This is a genomic window from Streptomyces sp. SID11385 (genome assembly GCF_010548245.1).
In the GTDB taxonomy this organism is placed as follows: Bacteria; Actinomycetota; Actinomycetes; order Streptomycetales; family Streptomycetaceae; genus Streptomyces.
This window is the reverse complement of sequence record NZ_JAAGLR010001180.1, coordinates 1-17,326: the sequence shown is the minus strand read 5'-3', so window position 1 is coordinate 17,326 and position 17,326 is coordinate 1. Positions and strand designations below refer to the sequence as shown.

Below are 17,326 nucleotides of genomic sequence, written 5' to 3'. Positions count from 1 at the left end.
GTGATCAGCCCCGAGTCAGGGCACGCGCGGGGACGCGCGGACGAGCCACACCCGGCGGTTTCCCAGGCAGCACCTGGACGTCCCGCCCCACCCGGACAGCGGCCAGGAAGCCGGCGAAGGCGGGGCGGCCGAACTCGACCACCGGGCCATCGTCGGCGGCGGTTTTGCTGTCGCGGACGGGGATGGTGGGTTCGGACACGGCCAACTCGACGCAGGCGCCGCTGTTGCCGCCGCTGTAGCTGGACTTGATCCATGTGCGGGTCATGACGGGCCTCCTCAGGCTGGGTTGCTTTACGGGGCTTCCCACGGTTCGGTACGACGAAGCCCGCCGCCCCGGGCGTGGGGCAGCGGGCTCGTGTGCGTTCGGGGTCAGCTCTCGCGGACCGCGCCGAGGAAGGTGGCAAAGGCCGGGCGCGCGAACTCAATGACCGGGCCACCGTCGGCGCGCTTGCTGTCGCGGACCGGGACACCGGCCAGGCCCAGCGCGATCTCTACGCAGTCCCCGCCGCTGGCCCCGCTGTAGCTCGACTTGGTCCACTGGCTGGGTCGTACCTGCGTCATGAATCATGCTCCTTCAACATCGCACGGAGAATGTCCACCGAGACTTCTCTACTCGCGGCGGTCATGCGCAGACGCTCGCAGATCTCGACGGTAACTGCTAGCGCCGCAGGGCTGTAGTCCACCTGCCCGCCCGTAGGCGATTCGGAATAGACGATGTCAGGATTCTTGCCCTCCATGGTGAACATCGTGAAGGGGACGTGGCACGGTGACGCCCCAGCCGAGAAGGGCAGAATTTGGAGGATGACGCGCGGTCGTTTCGCCACCTCCAGCAGATGCTGGATCTGTTTGCGCATGACCTCCGGACCACCCACGGGGGTGTGCAACACGCCCTCATGGATGAACAGCCACACACTGCGAAGCGTGGGCCTGTCCCACTGCTTTTTACGCTTCATGCGCTCAGCGACGAGTGCACGGATCTGCTGATCGTCCCTGCTCGGCGAACCCGCGCGAAAGACGGCCTCCGCGTACTCCTCGATCTGGAGAATGCCCGACAGGAAGACGGCGGAGAAGCTCGTGATCCGTACCGCTTGTCGCTCCAAGTCACGGTATGGCCCGAACCACTCCGGCTGCGCTTCCTCCTCAAGCATTCGCTTCAAGATGTCCTGGTAGACCTCGCCCGTTTTGGCGACGGCGTCCATGGCCGCCGCGAACGCCAGCGACGGCGGCGAGGTGCCGTTCTCCACCTTGGCGATCTGGGCTTGTGAGTAGTGGAGCAGTGCGGCGAAGGCCCGTTGCGAAAGCCCCAGGCGCTCGCGGAGCTTCTGCACCTCGGTCTTGAACGTCCAAGTTGCTGGTGAGAAATCAGAGTTCGGATCCAGAGAATCGGTCATATGTTCCAACACCTCCCTCATGCTTACGCGTTGAAGCGATGCGCTGGCGATTCCGAATCGAATCACGCAGGTGGAATCGGTAGATAAGTACTCGACCCCTCCCCCCGGGCGCAAGCTATTGCCATGCCTCAGGAAACCCCTCACCCGAGGGTCACTCACTGCGTCGTCTGTACTCAACTCGCCCGCGAGGAGCGGGAGGCCGAGGCGCGCGGGGATTTCTCCCGGGCCGTCGACTGCCGCGTGCTGAGGGCCCGTCACCCGCGTCATCGGAGCGCCCGGTGATCGTCGTCTCGCTCGGCGGCGACGCCCACCGCGCCGTACTGCTCGGGCGGGCGCGGGTCGGGACGCCGGGGGACGCCGCCGCGTGGCTGCGCGGGGAGGCGCTGCGGCTCGCGGTGCGGCTCGATCCCGGGCCCCGTACGCGGTGGGCGGCGGCGCCCGGCCTCGTACGTCCCGCGTACGCACAGGCCTTGGACGCGCCGACCGCGATGCGGGAGTGGGCCGAGTGCGCCGAACAGGCGCGTGCGGTGCGGGCGTTGCTCGCCGAGGGGCATCCGTACATCCGCAGATTCCAGGACCCGGGCGGCTCCTGGTACGAACTGAACGCCGCCCCCGCAGAGAACGCAGGTATCCCTATGAACCAGCCATCGCCGGACGTGCCGCGCTGTGAGGCGACCGGGCAAGTGACGCAGATCGTGGCCGAGTTGGCCCAGGACGTGACGCGTACGCCGGGTGGCGCGCCCCGGGCCCGGGTCCGCTGCGCGCTCGCCCCGCACCTCACGTACGAGCACCAGGGGATCGTGCGCGAGCTGAGCGGGGAGGCGGGGCACGTATGGGGGACGTTCGGGGCGGCCGTGCCGGTGTGGCGCGTACGGGTCGCGCCGCCGTGCCCGCACTGGGCGGGCGCGCTGCGGTGCGGGCTGTACGAGGACCACCCGGGCGCGTGCGTACCCGCACGGCCGAGCGAACAGCCGGTCTGAGGCGGCGACCGGGCCGGGGCGGCTCGGTGCGAAAGGGCGGTGACCTGGGCGGACGTCACGTCGTTGGTCGGGGCAGGGTCCGCCCGGGGTGATCCGGGCCGACAGGACTGCCGTATCCAGGAGGAACGCCGTGTCCACTCTCCGCACCGTCCCCTTGCACAGGATCACCGGACAGGAGACCGGTCCGCCCCGGCCCGTCGAGCTGCCGGACGGGACCCCGGTGTGGCTCGTCACGCGGTACGACGACGTGCACCAGGTGCTCAACGACCAGCGTTTCGGGCGCGCGCCCGTCCAGGCGCCCGGGGCGCCGCCGCTCGGCGACAGCCCCAGTGTGCTCAAGAGCCGCGAGGCGATCGGGCGGCAGGACGGTGGCGCCCACCTGCGGCTGCGGCGGGCCGTCGGCCGGGCCTTCACGCCGCGCGCGGTCGCGCACCTGCGGCCGTGGGTCGCCGAGGTCATCGAGCAGTTGCTCGACGGGCTCGTCAAGCAGGGTCCGCCCGGCGACCTCGTCCGGGACTACGCCATGCCGCTGCCGTCGCTCGTGATGCACCGGCTGCTCGCCGTGGAGGAGGTTCCCTTCGAGACGATCTTCCACTGGTCGCAGCACGCCATGGCGGGCGCCAGCGCCGCCCGGGAGGAGGGCGACCGGGCACGGGCCGAACTGGCCGAGTTCGCGGGGGCGCTGCTCGCCGCGCGGCGGAAGGCTCCCGGCGACGACCTCGTCAGCTCCGTCGTCCTGGCCGCCGAGTCGGAGGGCGGCATTCCCGAGTCCGCGTTGGTCAATCTGATCTCCACGGTGATCATCGGGGGTCACGACACGACCATGACGATGCTCGGCAACTCCCTCCTCTACCTCCTGACCGAACAGCCCCTCGCCTGGCAGCGGCTGCGTACGGGCGAGGAGGCCGCCGCCGCGCTCACGGAGCGCCTGCTGCACCTGATCCCGATCGGCGATCCCGACGAGGGCGCCGGGCACCTCGTCACCGCCCGGGAGGACATCGGCGTCGGCGGGGTGACGATCCCGGCGGGCGCGCTCGTCTCGACGGACCGCCTCGCCGCCCACCACGATCCGGCGGTCTTCCCCGGCGACCCGCACGACCCCGAGGCGCTGTTCGCGCCACTGCCCCGGCCCACGCTCGCCTTCGGCGCGGGGCGGCACTACTGCGTGGGGACGTGGCTCGCGCGGGCCGAACTGCAACTCGGGCTGCACCGGCTCGCCGTCCGGCTGCCGGGGCTGCGGCTCGCCGTGGACGCCGAGGGGGTCGAGTGGCGGCACGGGTCGATCACGCGCAGCCCGGTGCGGCTGCCCGCGAGCTGGTGAGGGGGCGGGGCGGGGGCCTGCCGGGCCGGTGAGCGGCTGGGGCGGGGGCGGAGCGCGCTGGTGAACGGGCGGGACGGAGGCGGGACGGGCTGGTGAGCGCCTGCGGGTGAGCGGTTGTGGGGTGGCCGGTCGGGAGGGGCCGCGTGCGGGGAATGTCACGTCGCCGTGCGCGGTTCCTTCTGGCGGGAAGTTCGAGATTCAACTAATCTCGGTCGTGAAAGTTCGAGTTTCAACGGCTCGGACGAGTCGATCCGTGCACCCCGCGGATGAGAAGGAGACCGCCATGCCCGCCGTGACCGTGGAGAACCCGCTGACGCTGCCGAGGGTCACCGTGCCCGCCGAGGCACAGGCCCGTCCCGTGCTCGGGGTGACGACCGCGCCGAGCGGCTTCGAGGGGGAGGGCTTCCCGGTGCGCCGGGCCTTCGCCGGGATCGACTACCGGCACCTCGACCCGTTCATCATGATGGACCAGATGGGCGAGGTGGAGTACGGCGTCGGCGAGGCCAAGGGCACACCGTGGCACCCGCACCGCGGCTTCGAGACCGTCACGTACATCATCGACGGGACCTTCATCCACCAGGACTCCAACGGTGGCGGCGGCACGATCACCAACGGCGACACGCAGTGGATGACCGCCGGTTCGGGCCTGCTGCACATCGAGGCGCCGCCGGAGCAGCTCGTCATGAGCGGCGGCATCTTCCACGGCATCCAGCTGTGGGTGAACCTGCCCGCGAAGGACAAGATGAAGAACCCCGGCTACCAGGACATCCGCGGCGGGCAGGTCAAGCTCCTCACCACGCCGGACGGCGGCGCGCTGCTCCGCGTCATCGCCGGTGAGCTGGACGGCCACGACGGGCCCGGCATCACGCACACGCCGATAAGCCTCGTCCACGCGACCGTACGGCCCGGCGCCGAGGCGACGCTGCCGTGGCGCGAGGACTTCAACGGCCTCGCGTACGTGCTCGCCGGGCGCGGCACCGTCGGCCCCGAGCGCCGCCCCGTGCACACCGGGCAGGCCGCCGTCTTCGGCGCGGGCGGCTCGCTGACCGTACGGGCCGACGAGTCGCAGGACAGCCACACGCCCGACCTGGAGGTGCTGCTCCTCGGCGGGCAGCCGATCCGCGAACCGATGGCGCAGTACGGGCCGTTCGTCATGAACACCCGCGAAGAGCTCCAGCAGGCGTTCGACGACTTCCGGGCCGGCCGGCTCGGCAGCGTCCCCGCCGTGCACGGCATGTGAGCCGACGCGTTAAGCTGGACAAACGGGTGCACAAGCGCCGGGCAGGGGCGGTACGGCCGAAAGGCCACCGATCCCCACAGGACCGGGCGCCGCACCCCTCCGGTACGGAAGGCCGGGTGTCTCTCTCCCCCGTGGGCGCCCGGCCTTCCCCGTACCCGGACGCGGTCCGGCGCCTGGTTCTCGGCGGGCGGCCGGGTACACGGCGGGCGGCCGGGTTCGTGGCGGTCAGACGAGCAGGCGGACGACCGCTGCCACGCCGATCACGATGACCGTGGCCCGCAGGACGGTCGGGGAGAGGCGGCGGCCGATGCGCGCGCCGAGGAAGCCGCCGAGGATCGAGCTGACCGCGAGGATCGCGATGACCGCCCAGTCCACCGGGGCCACGACCGCGTAGATGATCCCGGCGACGAGGTTCACGACGGCGGAGAGCACGTTCTTGAAGGCGTTGATCCGCTGCAGCGGGTCCACGAGGAGCAGACCCATCACGCCGACGAGCATGATGCCCTGGGCCGCGGTGAAGTAGCCGCCGTAGACGCCGATGAGGAAGATCAGGACGTAGAGGAGAGGGGTGAAGGGGGGCGCCGCGGGCCCGGTCGGGGTGGCCGGGGCGTCGGTCGGGGTGGCCGGGGCGTCCGTCGGCGGTTGCGCCGGCTCCGTAGCCGTCGCCTCCGCCTTCGCCGCCTTGCGTTCCCTCAACCGCCGTGTCGCGAGCGGCTGGAGGGCCACGAGGAGGACCGACATGCCGACGAGGACCGGCACGATGACCTCGAAGGCGTCCTTCGGGAGCGAGAGCAGCAGCGCCGTGCCGCCGATCGCACCGAAGAAGGAAGCGACCGCCAGACGCGCCACGCGGCGGCCCTGGCCTGCGAGTTCGTGGCGGTAGCCGTACGCACCCGTGATCGTCCCGGTGATGAGGCCGACCGCGTTCGATGTCGTCGCCGTCACCGGCGGATAGCCGAGCGCGACGAGGACCGGGAACGTCACGAGCGTCCCCGAGCCCACCACGGTGTTGATCGCCCCGGCCCAGACCCCGGCGATCCCGATCAGCAGCCCCTCCCACCACATCATGCCCACGACAGTAGAGGGCGGGGGGCGGGGCGAGACGGCCGGGCCGTGCGGTGGGGCGGGGCGGCGGGGCGATATGTCGTCGCTTGCGAAACTCGCACAACTCCCCTCTCCCCACGTGCAACTCCACACGTCGCCTCGTTGTCTGAAGGGGGTAGGCGTGTGCTGTGCGCCACCCTCGAATTCTTTTCTCCCGTCTCTTACGGAGCATCGTGTGAACCTCGGTCTCAGTCCGCGCCGTACCGTCACCGTCGCCCTCACCGCCGGTGCCGTCCTCGTCGCGCCGCTCGTCGGCACGGCGCAGGCAGCCTCGGCACCCTCGGTGAGCGCCAAGGGCGCCTTCCTGCTGGACACTTCCTCGGGCAAGACGCTCTACAGCAAGGCCGCCGACACCAAGCGGCAGATGGCGAGCACGACGAAGGTCATGACGGCCACCGTCGTCCTCGACACCAAGGGCCTCAATCTCGACAAGAAGGTCACGATCAAGCAGGCGTACCGCGATTACGTCGTCAAGAAGGGCGCCAGCACGGCCGACCTGCGCACCGGCGACAAGGTCACGGTGCGCCAGCTGCTCTACGCGACGCTGCTGCCCTCCGGTTGCGACGCCGCGTACGCCCTCGCCGACACCTTCGGCACCGGCAAGACCGCCTCGGCGCGTACCGCCAACTTCATCTCGAAGATGAACGCCAAGGCGAAGTCGCTGAAGATGAAGAACACTTCGTACGACTCCTTCGACGGCATCCCGACGAAGAGCAAGAACTACACGACGCCGCGCGACGCCTCGCTCCTCGCTCAGCACGCGCTCAAGAGCTCGACCTTCCGCACGGTGGTCAAGGCGAAGAGCACGAAGCAGAAGGCGACCGCGAGCAACGGCAAGGCCCGTACCTACACCTGGTACAACACCAACAAGCTGCTCGGCTCCTACAAGGGCGCGATCGGCATCAAGGCCGGCACGGCGAGCGGCTCGGGCCCGTGCCTCGTCTTCGCCGCGACGCGCAACGGGAAGACCGTCGCGGGCGTGATCCTCAACGACAGCAACCGTTTCGAGGACGCCGCCAAGATCATGGACTACGCGTTCAAGTCGAACAGCGCGAAGACGATGAAGCTTCAGGCGCTGCCGAAGGGCGCGCAGAAGGACTGACGGCAGGGGGCCGCGGAGAGCGGATGTTTCACGTGAAACATCCGCTTCCAGCGGGCCTGTTGATGTTTCACGTGAAACATCCACTGCCGGAGGACCTGGTGATGTTTCACGTGAAACATCGGGAATGACGCAGGGGCCCGGTCCGCACTCCGTGTGCGGGCCGGGCCCCTGTTTTATGCGGTGGGTGCTCGCTCAGCCCCAGGTCAGCAGCCGCTTGGGCTGTTCCAGGACCGCCGCGATGTCCGCGAGGACCTTCGAGCCGAGTTCGCCGTCGACGAGCCGGTGGTCGAAGGAGAGCGCGAGCGTCGTGACCTGGCGCGCCTTCACCTTGCCCTTGTGGACCCACGGCTGCGGCTTGATCGCGCCCACGGCGAGGATCGCGGACTCGCCGGGGTTGAGGATCGGCGTGCCCGTGTCGACGCCGAAGACGCCGACGTTGGTGATGGTCACCGTGCCGCCGCGCATCGCCGCCGGGCTCGTCCGGCCCTCGCGGGCGGTCCCCACGAGATCCGAGAGCGCGGTCGAGAGCCCCGCGAGCGAGAGGCTGTCCGCGTCCTTGATGTTCGGCACGACGAGGCCGCGCGGAGTCGCGGCGGCGATGCCGAGGTTCACGTAGTGCTTGACCACGATCTCCTGGTTCTCCTCGTCCCACGCCGCGTTGATCTCCGGGTTGCGGCGGATCGCGAGAAGCAGGGCGCGCGCGACGAGGAGCAGCGGGTTCACCCGCAGGCCGGCCATGTCCGGGTCGGCCTTGAGCTTCTCGACGAGCTTCATCGTGCGCGTCACGTCCACGGTGACGAACTCGGTGACGTGCGGCGCGGTGAAGGCCGAGCCGACCATGGCCTGCGCGGTCGCCTTGCGGACGCCCTTGATGGGGATGCGCGTCTCGCGGGCGGGCTGGGCGCCGGACGGGGCAGCCGGGGCTTCGGGCGTCTCGGCGGCGGCCTGCTGGACCGCCGGTTCTCCCTGCGCTGCGGGCTGCTGTCCGGGCTCCGGCGCGGATGTGGCCGCCGCGTGCACGTCCTCGCGCGTGATGATCCCGTCCGGGCCGCTCGGGACAACCGCGGCGAGGTCGACGCCGAGGTCCTTCGCGAGCTTGCGGACGGGGGGCTTGGCGAGGGGGCGGGACGCGGGGGCGGTGGCGGCCGAGGCGGTGGCGGGTGCGGGCTCGGGGCTCGCGGGGGCCGGGGCCGGCTCGGGAGTGGCGGGCGGCTGCTCGGGGCGGGCGTTGCCGTTGACCCGTACCGCCTCGGTGGGCTGCGCGCCCTGCGCGGGCTTGCGCGGGCGCCGCTTCGTGGAGGACTCGGCGACGCCGTAGCCGACCAGGACCGGCTGGCGGGCCGCCGCCTTCTCCTCGGGGGCGGCGGGTGCCTCGGCGGGCGTCGCCCGCTCCGTACCGGCCTCGCCCGTCCCCGTACCCTCGTCCCCTTCGCCGCCGCCCGTGTCCACCACGATGATCACCTGGCCGACATCGACCGTGGTGCCCTCGGGGAAGCGCAGCTCGCGGACCACGCCGTCGAACGGGATGGGCAGTTCGACGGCCGCCTTCGCCGTCTCGACCTCGCACACGACCTGGCCGTCGGTCACGGTGTCGCCGGGCTGGACGTACCAGCCGAGGATCTCGGCCTCGGTGAGCCCTTCGCCCACGTCGGGCATCTTGAACTCGCGCAGCCCAGTGGTCTGTCGTGTCATCGTCGTCATGACTCCTTCCCCCCGTCTCAGTACGCGAGCGAGCGGTCGACGGCGTCGAGCACCCGGTCGAGGCCCGGGAGGTACTCGTCCTCCAGGCGGGCGGGCGGGTACGGCACGTGGTAGCCGCCGACCCGCAGGACGGGGGCCTCCAGGTGGTAGAAGGAGCGCTCGGTGACGCGCGCGGCGATCTCCGCGCCCGTACCGAGGAAGACGGGGGCCTCGTGGACGATGACGAGCCGCCCGGTCTTCTCCGTCGTGGCCTGCACGGTGTCGAAGTCGATCGGCGAGAGCGAGCGCAGGTCGACCACCTCGACGGACCTGCCCTCGGTCGCGGCGGCCTCGGCGGCCTCCAGGCACGTCTTCACCATCGGCCCGTACGCGACGAGCGAGACATCGGTGCCCTCACGGACGACACGCGCCTTGTGGAGCGGGCCCGGGATCGACTCGCGCTCGACCTCGGCGCGGTCCCAGTAGCGGCGCTTCGGCTCGAAGAAGATCACCGGGTCGTCGCTCTGGATGGCCTGCTGCATCATCCAGTACGCGTCCGACGCGTTCGACGGCGAGACCACCTTGAGGCCCGCGACGTGCGAGAACAGCGTCTCGGGCGACTCGCTGTGGTGCTCGACCGCGCCGATGCCGCCGCCGTAGGGGATGCGCACGACGACGGGCAGCTTGATCTTGCCGAGCGCGCGGGCGTGCATCTTCGCGAGCTGCGTGACGATCTGGTCGTACGCCGGGAAGACGAAGCCGTCGAACTGGATCTCCACGACGGGCCGGTAGCCGCGCAGCGCGAGGCCGATCGCGGTGCCGACGATGCCGGACTCCGCGAGCGGGGTGTCGATGACGCGGCGCTCGCCGAAGTCCTTCTGGAGGCCGTCGGTGACGCGGAAGACGCCACCGAGCTTGCCGACGTCCTCCCCCATCACGATGACCTTGGGGTCGTTCTCCATGGCGGTGCGCAGCGATGCGTTGATCGCCTTCGCCAGTGCCAGTTTCTCCGCAGCCATGGTCACTCGCCCTCTCCGGCCGAGACGTCCGCGAAGGACGCCTGGTACTCCTCGAACTGCGCGCGCTCCTCGTCCACGAGGGAGCTTCCGTCCGCGTAGGCGTTCTCGAAGATCGCCAGGCGGTCGGGGTCCGGCATGGCGCGGATCGCCTCGCGCACGCTCCGCCCCATCGCCTCGCTCTCCTCTTCGAGCGAGGCGAAGAACGCCTCGTCGGCGAGGCCCTCGGCGAGCAGGTGGGCGCGCAGTCGCTCGATCGGGTCCTTCGCCTCCCACGCCTGCCGCTCGTCGTCCGTGCGGTAGCGGGTGGGGTCGTCGGAGGTCGTGTGGGCGCCCATGCGGTACGTGAACGCCTCGACGAGCATCGGGCCCTGGCCGGAGCGGATGTGCGCGAGCGCGGCGCGGGTCACGGCGAGGACGGCGAGGACGTCGTTGCCGTCGACGCGGACGCCGGGGAAGCCGTAGCCGCGGGCGCGCTGGTAGAGCGGCACGCGCGTCTGGCGCTCGGTGGGCTCGGAGATGGCCCACTGGTTGTTCTGGCAGAAGAACAGCGTCGGCGCGTTGTAGACGGCCGAGAAGGTGAACGCCTCGGCCACGTCGCCCTGGCTGGAGGCGCCGTCGCCGAAGTAGGCGACGACGGCCGAGTCGGCGCCGTCGAGGCCGATGCCCATCGCGTAGCCGGTCGCGTGCAGGGCCTGGGAGCCGATCACGATCGTGTACAGGTGGAAGTTGTTGCTCGTGGGGTCCCAGCCGCCGTTGTTCACGCCGCGGAACATGCCGAGGAGGAGCGTCGGGTCCACGCCCCTGCACCACGCGACGCCGTGCTCGCGGTAGGTGGGGAAGACGTAGTCGTCGGGGCGCAGCGCGCGGCCCGAGCCGATCTGCGCGGCCTCCTGGCCGAGCAGCGAGGGCCACAGGCCCAGCTCGCCCTGGCGCTGGAGACTCGTGGCCTCGCTGTCGAAACGGCGCGTGAGGACCATGTCGCGGTAGAAACCGCGCAGCTCGTCGGCCGTGATGTCCTCGACCCAGCGGTCGTACTCCGGATGGGGGACGCGGACGCCCTCCGGGGTGAGGAGCTGCACCAGCTCGGGCTCGTCGGCAGGGGTGGCGGGGGTGGGCGCGGGGGCCGCCTTCGCCGGGGTCGCCTTGGCCTTGCGGGCCGTGGCGGGCGCCTTGGCCGCCGAGGCTGCCGTCTTGGCCGCCGGGCCTGCCGTCTTGGCCGCTGAGGTGGGCGTCTTGGCCGCTGAGCCGCGGCGGGCGGGGGCCTTGGCGGCGCTCTTGGCCGGGCTGGCGCTCTTCGCCGGGGCGGGCGCTGCGGCTCGCGCCGGCGCCTTCTTGGCAGTCACGTGTGTTCCTCCGTCGGTCCGGCTCCCGGGATCTGCCGGAAGCTGGGTATCCCTCCGTCTCCTGGGACGGAGAGGGAAGGCGCCTGCTCCCCTCCCGCGCACGGGGTGGGTGCGGCTCGGCCGGGAACAGGCGTGACAAGTGCCCCGGTGAGCCCCTGCAACATGCACGTTACCCAGTGCGCCAATACTCCGCGAACCCCCACTGACCTGCAATTTTGCTTGGATTTCCAAGTAAATCGAGAAGGCCGGGGAGGGCGTCGCCCGCAACTCCTGGTCACAGCCTCGCAGGGGGCCGGAACACCGGCACGTTAACCCGCGCACCCGGGGCGCGGGAAGAGCCAATGTGACCGGCGGCGCATCGGCTGCGCGGGGAGCGGAGGTGTGTGAAACTGCCCCCGCGTGCGGGAACGGACATATCGGCCGCGTTTTCGTGGCGCGGGGGTCGCGATGTTTCACGTGAAACATCGCGAAAGGGCCGGTCCGATCGGGGAATCGGGGCCGGCCCTCGCGGTTGTCGGGGGTGCGGCTCAGCCCTGCTGTCCGGTGGTGGGCTCGCCTTCGCCGGGGTTGCCGGTGTTCGTACCACCGGTCTCCTCGCCGCCCTGGTCGCCGCCGTCGCCGGGATCGGTCGGCTGGGTCTGCTCGCCGCCCGGGTCCTGGCTGTTCTCGCCGCCGCCGGTCTCGGTGCCCCCGCCGCCCTGGGTGTTGCTGGGCTCCGGGGCGCCGCCGCCCCCGGGGGCCTCGTCGGTCGTGCTCGGCGCGGGCTGGGACTGCTGGTTCCCGCCGCCGCTGGGCTGGTTCTGTCCCCAGCCGTTGCCGCTGCCCGTATCGCTGCCGGTCCCCGTGTCGTCGCTCTGGTCCTCCTCGGCGGTCTCGGAGGGCTCGGTGCTCTTCTTCTCCTTCTTCTCCGTCTGCGAGACGGAGGGCTGCGGCTTCTTGTCCGTGTCCCCGGACGTGTCGCTGCCGAAGTTGTTCATCGCGACGGCGACGCCGACGACGATCGCGACGACGGCGAGCGCGGCGATGACGTAGAGCCGGGTCTTGCTGCCGCCGCGCCGGGGGCCGCCCCCGGCCTCGTACCCGCCGTCGTCCTCACCGAGCGGACGCAGCATCGGCTGCTGCGGAATCTGCGCCGTGCCGCTGCCGAAAGGCATCGTCGCGGGGCCCGCCTGCGGCGTGCCGAAGGCGGCGACATCGACGTGCCCCGTGTTCCAGCTGCCGGTGAACGCGCCCTGCTCGTGGAGCATTTGCAGCGCGTACTGGACGAGCCCGCTCATCTCCTCGGCGCTCTGGAACCGGTCGTCCGGCTCCTTCGCGAGCGCGCGCAGGACGAGCCCGTCCAGCTCGGGCGGGCAGTTCTCCGCCATCTGCGAGGGCGGCACCGGCGGGTCCTGCACGTGCTGGTAGACCACCGAGAGCGGGGTCTCGCCGGTGAACGGCGGGCGCGAGGTGAGGAGTTCGTACAGGAGGCAGCCGGTCGCGTAGAGGTCGCTGCGGTGGTCGACGGCCTTGCCGAGCGCCTGCTCGGGGGAGAGGTACTGCGGGGTGCCCATGACCATGCCGGTCTGCGTCATCGTGGACTGCGCGCCGTGCAGCGCGCGGGCGATGCCGAAGTCCATGACCTTGACGGCGCCCGAGTTCGTGATGATGACGTTCGCCGGCTTGATGTCGCGGTGCACGATGCCGTGCTGGTGCGAGTAGGCGAGCGCGTCGAGGACGCCGGAGACGATGATCAGCGCCTGGTCGGCGGTGGGCGCCTCCGCGCTGAGCAGCAGCTCACGGATCGTACGGCCCTCGACCAGCTCCATGACGATGTACGGGACGACGTTGCCGCCGACCGTGTCCTCGCCGGAGTCGTAGACCGCGACGACCGCGTGGTGGTTGAGCCCCGCGACGGACTGCGCCTCGCGCGTGAACCGGGCCTTGGAGACAGGGTCTTCGGCGAGGTCGGCGCGCAGCAGCTTCACCGCGACGGTGCGGCCGAGACGTACGTCCTCGGCGGCCCACACCTCCGCCATACCGCCCCGCCCGAGCCGGTGCGTCAGCCGGTAGCGGCCATCGCCGACCAGTCCTCCGTTACCGAAGGACTCGGGGGCGTCCGACAGGGGGCCGCCAGTCGCCTCCGGGTCGGACGGGCCCTGGGCGCGCTGCGTCTGTGCCATCGGTCCTCGCCGTCGTTTCTGTCCCGCGGTCCGTGCGGGTGTTGTTACGGTCCTCCATCGCCACGCTACAGCCTCACAGGGGCCTCGCGGTCCGGGACGGAACGGCCATCCGGCCCCCCACCCGGCAGGCCGGGCATATTCCCTGGCCGCGCGAGTGTGCGCCGCGTCACGCCCGTCCCGCCCTCGTACCGCGTACGGTCACGACTCGGGCACCTCGCTTGACCTTCCCGTGCCCTGGGGCAGACTTGGCCGGAACCGGTCAAGGATCATCGCACGCGGCCGGAGCACACACGGACGGCCGGGAAGCCGGAACGCCCCCCGAGCGGCACGGGGACGACGGGACCGGCGGGACCTGCGGGACGGCGGGGACGGCGGGGGATGGCGGGGGATATGAGCCAGGACGACGACGCGCGCGGCCGGTACGTGGGGAACGGGGACGGGGGGAACGGGGGGCGCGATCCGTACGCGGCGGAGGGCGACGGGGCGCGTGACCCGTACGCGGGGAACGGCGACGAGGCGCGTGACCCGTACGCGGGGAACGGCGACGAGGCGCGGGACCGGTACGTCGGGAAGACGGTGGCCGGTGGCCGGTACCGGCTGGAGGAGCTGCTCGGGGCCGGGGGCATGGCATCCGTGCACCTCGCGTACGACTCCGCGCTCGACCGCCGGGTCGCGATCAAGACCCTCCACACCGACCTCGGCCGCGAACCCGCCTTCCGCGAGCGTTTCCGCCGCGAGGCGCAGGCGGTGGCGAAGCTCGCCCACCCGCACATCGTCTCGGTCTTCGACACCGGCGAGGACCAGCTCGACGGCGCGACGACTCCGTACATCGTCATGGAGTACATCGAGGGCGATCCGCTCGGCACCCTCTTCGAGCAGGACGTCCGGGCGCACGGGGCGATGCCCGCGCAGCGCGCGCTGAAGATCACCGGGGACGTGCTCGCGGCCCTGGAGCTGAGCCACGAGATGGGGCTCGTGCACCGCGACATCAAGCCGGGCAACGTCATGGTGAACCGGCGCGGCGTGGTGAAGGTGATGGACTTCGGCATCGCCCGCGCCATCCAGTCCGGTGTCACATCGATGACCCAGACCGGCATGGTCGTCGGCACCCCGCAGTACCTCTCCCCCGAGCAGGCGCTGGGCCGTCCCGTGGACGCGCGCAGCGACATCTACTCGGTCGGCGTCATGCTCTTCCAGCTGCTGACCGGACGGCTCCCCTTCGACGCGGACTCGCCCTTCGCGATCGCCTACGCGCACGTCCAGGAGCCCCCGCCGGTCCCCTCGACGCTGAACAGGGCCCTGCCCCCGGCGGTCGACGCGCTCATCGCCCGCGCCCTCCGCAAGAACCCCGCCGAGCGCTTCCCGCACGCGGAGGCGATGCGGGAGGAGTGCGAGCGGGTGGCGGGGGCGCTGACGGGGGCGGGGCCGGGTGTGGGGGGCGCGGGGGGCGGTGGTGACGCGGGCGGCGTGGCCGGCGGGGGTGCTGGGCACGGGGTGAGCGGGGCGGGGCAGGCGGGGCAGGCGGGGCAGGCGGGGCAGGCGGGGCAGGCGATTTTTCCGCCTGTGCCGCAGCAGGGCTTTCCGCCGGCGCCGCAGCCGCAGGCGTACGGCACGCCTCCGCCCGCGTACGGGGCGGCGCAGGGCGGCTATCAGAGCCCGGCGCCGAACCCGTACGGGCAGACGCCGCCGTACGGGAACGGGGGCGCCGCGTACGGCGGCGCGCCCTCGTACGGGCAGGGCTCGGGCGCGTACGGATATCCGCAGGCCGGTGCGGTGGGGGCGGGGCACGACGGGGGCGGTGCGGGTGCGGGCGGTGCGGGTGCCGTCGGTTCGGGTGCGGTCGGTTCGGGCGGCGGGCCGAAGTCCGGGAAGAAGGGGCGGCGGACGGTCCTGACGATCGCGGTCGCGGCGCTCGTCCTCGTGGGCGGAGGGCTGTGGGTCGCGTTCGGGACCGGTGACACGAAGGACGAGCCCGACCGCAAGCCGGTGGCCGAGGAGTCCGGCGCCCATCCGCCCGGCTACCGCAGCCCCGAGACGGACCGGACGCTGTCCCCCGACAAGTGCGTCTCCCGCACGCCGCTGTCGTGGGCCCCGGACAAGGTGATGGTGCCGGACGTCCAGTACAAGTACCTGAAGTCCGCCGAGGCGTGCCTGAAGGCGGGCGGCTGGAAGTGGACGGTCGAGAGGGTCGACAACAACACCTTCGGCGACGGCACGGTGATCAGCCAGAAGCCGGACCCGAACAAGGAGGTCGACAAGAAGGACAAGCCGTCGATCACCTTGCGGGTGTCGACGGGGAATCCGGCGTGAGGCGTGAGGTGAGGGCGAGGGGCGGTGTGACGGGGGCCGGGCTGGTGTGACGGGGGGGGCGCGCGGAGGCCCGTAGGCGCGGGGAAGCCCGTACACGGATGGGGCTCGTACGGGCGGATGGGCCCGTAAGCGCGGACGTGCCGTACGCGCGGAAGAACCCTGCCGCGCATGGCGAAGGGCGGCGCCGGAGTCTGTCGTCCGGTCGCCGCCCTTCTTCGCTTCGCCTGGCCGGTCGGTCGTGACCGACGGTCCCCGTGTACGCGCCGGGGGTCAGAGGTAGGGGCCGCCCGTACGGCCGCCGCCGAGATCGCCCTCGTCCCCGCCGCTGCCGGGCGGCAGCGCCCGCCGCATCTGCTCCAGTTGGGCGCGGGCGGCCATCTGCTGGGCGAAGAGGGTCGTCTGGATGCCGTGGAAGAGGCCCTCCAGCCAGCCCACGAGCTGCGCCTGCGCGATCCGCAGCTCGGCATCGCTCGGCGTGACCTCGTCGGTGAAGGGGAGCGAGATCCGCTCCAGCTCCTCCACCAGCTCCGGGGCGAGCCCGTCCTCCAGCTCCTTGACGGAGCTGGCGTGAATCTCCCGCAGCCGGGCCCGGCTCGCCTCGTCGAGAGGCGCGGCCCGCACCTCCTCCAGCAACTGCTTGATCATGCTGCCGATCCGCATGACCTTGGCGGGCTGGGCGACCATCTCGGTGATCGGGGTCTCGCCCGACTCGTCATCCACACCCCCGCCGCCGAGCGCCATCCCCTCCTGCCCGACGACCAGGACCTGCGGCTGCTCCTGCGACCGTTCGTTCCTCGGGATCTCCATACGCCCATTCTGTCGCACGCCTGCGGATTGCTTGAAGGCAGTGGGCTGGGCGGTGGGGGTGCGGGGGGATGCGGAGGGATGCGAGCGGCGGGGGCATGTCGTCCGGCGGGGCGTGGGGTGGGGTGGGGAGGGAGTGGTTGGGGCGCCGGGCTCGGTGGGAGGTGGGGCTGAGTGGGGAGGCGGGGTCCGGTACGGGTCGGGGTCCGTACGGGGGTGGGGCGCCGCGTGTGGCCCGTCGTGGACGCGCTGTCCTCCTCCGGGTCCCTTTACCGGCCGGGTTTCCGCACCGGCGCGGGCTGCGGGCGGCGCGAGCGGCTGGCTTGCTGGCGGCGGGGATGCGGGCGTGCGGCGCGGTTCAAGCGCCGGCGTGCGACGGCGCGCACGGCGCAGGGCGTCAGACGCGGCGGAGGCGGAAGGCGAGCAGGGCGGTGGCGAGGCCGCAGCCCAGACAGATGAGTCCACCGCCCAGGACGAGACGGCTGCGCCCGTCCGTGAGGAATCCCGTACCTCTCGCACCCACGGTGAAGGGGACGTCGTCGGCCAGAGGCATCTCCCCGGCCACGGCTCCCTCCGTCTCAGGAGCCCCGCCAGGTGGCCGCGGGAGCGGAGGGCGGAGGGCGCGATCGCGCTGCGGCGCCGAGGGCGCGAGCGGGAGCACGGGCGGGGCGGCCGGAACCGTCCGGGACGCGGCGGGGTGCCGTGGGGCCGTCGTCCGCGCTTCATGCCCCGTACGAGAGGGCGGAACGCTCGCAGCGGCCCCGGCCGCATCGCCACTGGGCGAGGCGGAGGCAGCAGGGGTGGCGGAGGGGCCGAAGCCTCCGGGCCGGTGCGGGTCGGCGGAGGGGGAGGCGGGGGCGGCGGGGGCTG

The 17,326-nt window shown here is 71.9% G+C and carries 14 protein-coding genes and 1 pseudogene; 5 read left to right on the top strand and 10 right to left on the bottom strand.

The annotated features are described in order from the left end of the window. Positions 1–82: 82 nt before the first annotated feature. From G3I42_RS35925 to G3I42_RS35915, 3 genes and pseudogenes are all read right to left on the bottom strand, one after another. Positions 83–265 (bottom strand): annotated as a pseudogene (locus G3I42_RS35925) (DUF397 domain-containing protein); the annotation flags it as partial. A 104-nt stretch (positions 266–369) separates the two neighbouring features. Then, positions 370–561 (bottom strand): DUF397 domain-containing protein, encoded by a 192-nt coding sequence (locus G3I42_RS35920; protein ID WP_164291836.1) that lies wholly within the window; start codon positions 559–561, stop codon positions 370–372. Then, positions 558–1,391, bottom strand: coding sequence for a helix-turn-helix transcriptional regulator (locus tag G3I42_RS35915; protein WP_164291835.1), 834 nt, complete (start codon positions 1,389–1,391; stop codon positions 558–560). Before G3I42_RS35915 ends, G3I42_RS35920 begins: the two co-directional genes overlap by 4 nt. Positions 1,392–1,669: 278 nt before the next feature. Between G3I42_RS35915 and G3I42_RS35910 the strand changes: the two genes are divergently transcribed. The 3 genes from G3I42_RS35910 (at position 1,670) to G3I42_RS35900 (ending at position 4,932) form a co-directional block, all read left to right on the top strand. Continuing rightward, complete coding sequence (locus G3I42_RS35910; RefSeq protein ID WP_164291834.1) at positions 1,670–2,371, top strand: formylmethionine deformylase; 702 nt, start codon at positions 1,670–1,672, stop codon at positions 2,369–2,371. Positions 2,372–2,501: 130 nt separating this feature from the next. Continuing rightward, positions 2,502–3,692, top strand: coding sequence for a cytochrome P450 (locus G3I42_RS35905; protein ID WP_164291833.1), 1,191 nt, complete (start codon positions 2,502–2,504; stop codon positions 3,690–3,692). Positions 3,693–3,975: 283 nt separating this feature from the next. Continuing rightward, positions 3,976–4,932: a pirin family protein gene (locus G3I42_RS35900; protein WP_164291832.1), complete on the top strand. Its 957-nt coding sequence runs from the start codon at positions 3,976–3,978 to the stop codon at positions 4,930–4,932. A 225-nt stretch (positions 4,933–5,157) separates the two neighbouring features. On the opposite strand, the gene G3I42_RS35895 is transcribed toward G3I42_RS35900, so the two are convergent. Continuing rightward, a complete protein-coding gene (locus G3I42_RS35895) occupies positions 5,158–6,000 on the bottom strand; it encodes a sulfite exporter TauE/SafE family protein (RefSeq protein ID WP_164291831.1) in 843 nt (280 codons plus the stop codon). Between the two features lie 211 nt (positions 6,001–6,211). Here G3I42_RS35895 and G3I42_RS35890 point away from each other — a divergent pair, with 211 nt between their 5' ends. After that, entirely contained in the window at positions 6,212–7,138 is a 927-nt protein-coding gene (locus G3I42_RS35890) for a serine hydrolase (RefSeq protein WP_164291830.1), read from the top strand. 192 nt (positions 7,139–7,330) lie between these two features. Here the strand turns inward: G3I42_RS35890 and G3I42_RS35885 are convergent, their stop codons facing one another. The 4 genes from G3I42_RS35885 to G3I42_RS35870 form a co-directional block, all read right to left on the bottom strand. Further along, on the bottom strand, positions 7,331–8,839 hold the full coding sequence (locus tag G3I42_RS35885) for a dihydrolipoamide acetyltransferase family protein (RefSeq protein WP_164291829.1): 1,509 nt from the start codon (positions 8,837–8,839) through the stop codon (positions 7,331–7,333). A 17-nt stretch (positions 8,840–8,856) separates the two neighbouring features. Next, the gene (locus tag G3I42_RS35880; protein ID WP_164291828.1) at positions 8,857–9,837 is read right to left on the bottom strand and encodes an alpha-ketoacid dehydrogenase subunit beta; all 981 of its coding nucleotides are present in this window, start codon (positions 9,835–9,837) and stop codon (positions 8,857–8,859) included. Positions 9,838–9,839: 2 nt separating this feature from the next. Next, the gene (gene pdhA, locus G3I42_RS35875) at positions 9,840–11,180 is read right to left on the bottom strand and encodes a pyruvate dehydrogenase (acetyl-transferring) E1 component subunit alpha (RefSeq protein WP_164291827.1); all 1,341 of its coding nucleotides are present in this window, start codon (positions 11,178–11,180) and stop codon (positions 9,840–9,842) included. A 527-nt stretch (positions 11,181–11,707) separates the two neighbouring features. Next, positions 11,708–13,342: a protein kinase gene (locus tag G3I42_RS35870; protein WP_164291826.1), complete on the bottom strand. Its 1,635-nt coding sequence runs from the start codon at positions 13,340–13,342 to the stop codon at positions 11,708–11,710. 390 nt (positions 13,343–13,732) lie between these two features. Between G3I42_RS35870 and G3I42_RS35865 the strand changes: the two genes are divergently transcribed. Continuing rightward, the gene (locus tag G3I42_RS35865; RefSeq protein WP_164291825.1) at positions 13,733–15,652 is read left to right on the top strand and encodes a protein kinase; all 1,920 of its coding nucleotides are present in this window, start codon (positions 13,733–13,735) and stop codon (positions 15,650–15,652) included. 270 nt (positions 15,653–15,922) lie between these two features. Here G3I42_RS35865 and G3I42_RS35860 read toward each other — a convergent pair whose 3' ends face one another. Together G3I42_RS35860 and G3I42_RS35855 are read right to left on the bottom strand one after the other, a co-directional pair. Further along, positions 15,923–16,459 carry a bacterial proteasome activator family protein gene (locus tag G3I42_RS35860; protein ID WP_164291824.1) on the bottom strand — a complete coding sequence of 179 codons (537 nt, stop codon included), beginning with the start codon at positions 16,457–16,459 and terminating at the stop codon, positions 15,923–15,925. Positions 16,460–16,853: 394 nt separating this feature from the next. Next, positions 16,854–17,021, bottom strand: coding sequence for a hypothetical protein (locus G3I42_RS35855; RefSeq protein ID WP_164291823.1), 168 nt, complete (start codon positions 17,019–17,021; stop codon positions 16,854–16,856). Positions 17,022–17,326: the final 305 nt, after the last annotated feature.

What these genes read in the sequence shown, in the direction of transcription:
- G3I42_RS35920 (WP_164291836.1), bottom strand. Translation starts at nt 561, where the DNA reads ATGACGCAGGTACGACCCAGCCAGTGGACCAAGTCGAGCTACAGCGGG.
- G3I42_RS35880 (WP_164291828.1), bottom strand. Translation starts at nt 9,837, where the DNA reads ATGGCTGCGGAGAAACTGGCACTGGCGAAGGCGATCAACGCATCGCTG.
- G3I42_RS35885 (WP_164291829.1), bottom strand. Translation starts at nt 8,839, where the DNA reads ATGACGACGATGACACGACAGACCACTGGGCTGCGCGAGTTCAAGATG.
- G3I42_RS35860 (WP_164291824.1), bottom strand. Translation starts at nt 16,459, where the DNA reads ATGGAGATCCCGAGGAACGAACGGTCGCAGGAGCAGCCGCAGGTCCTG.
- G3I42_RS35895 (WP_164291831.1), bottom strand. Translation starts at nt 6,000, where the DNA reads ATGATGTGGTGGGAGGGGCTGCTGATCGGGATCGCCGGGGTCTGGGCC.
- G3I42_RS35870 (WP_164291826.1), bottom strand. Translation starts at nt 13,342, where the DNA reads ATGGCACAGACGCAGCGCGCCCAGGGCCCGTCCGACCCGGAGGCGACT.
- G3I42_RS35865 (WP_164291825.1), top strand. Translation starts at nt 13,733, where the DNA reads ATGAGCCAGGACGACGACGCGCGCGGCCGGTACGTGGGGAACGGGGAC.
- G3I42_RS35915 (WP_164291835.1), bottom strand. Translation starts at nt 1,391, where the DNA reads ATGACCGATTCTCTGGATCCGAACTCTGATTTCTCACCAGCAACTTGG.
- G3I42_RS35900 (WP_164291832.1), top strand. Translation starts at nt 3,976, where the DNA reads ATGCCCGCCGTGACCGTGGAGAACCCGCTGACGCTGCCGAGGGTCACC.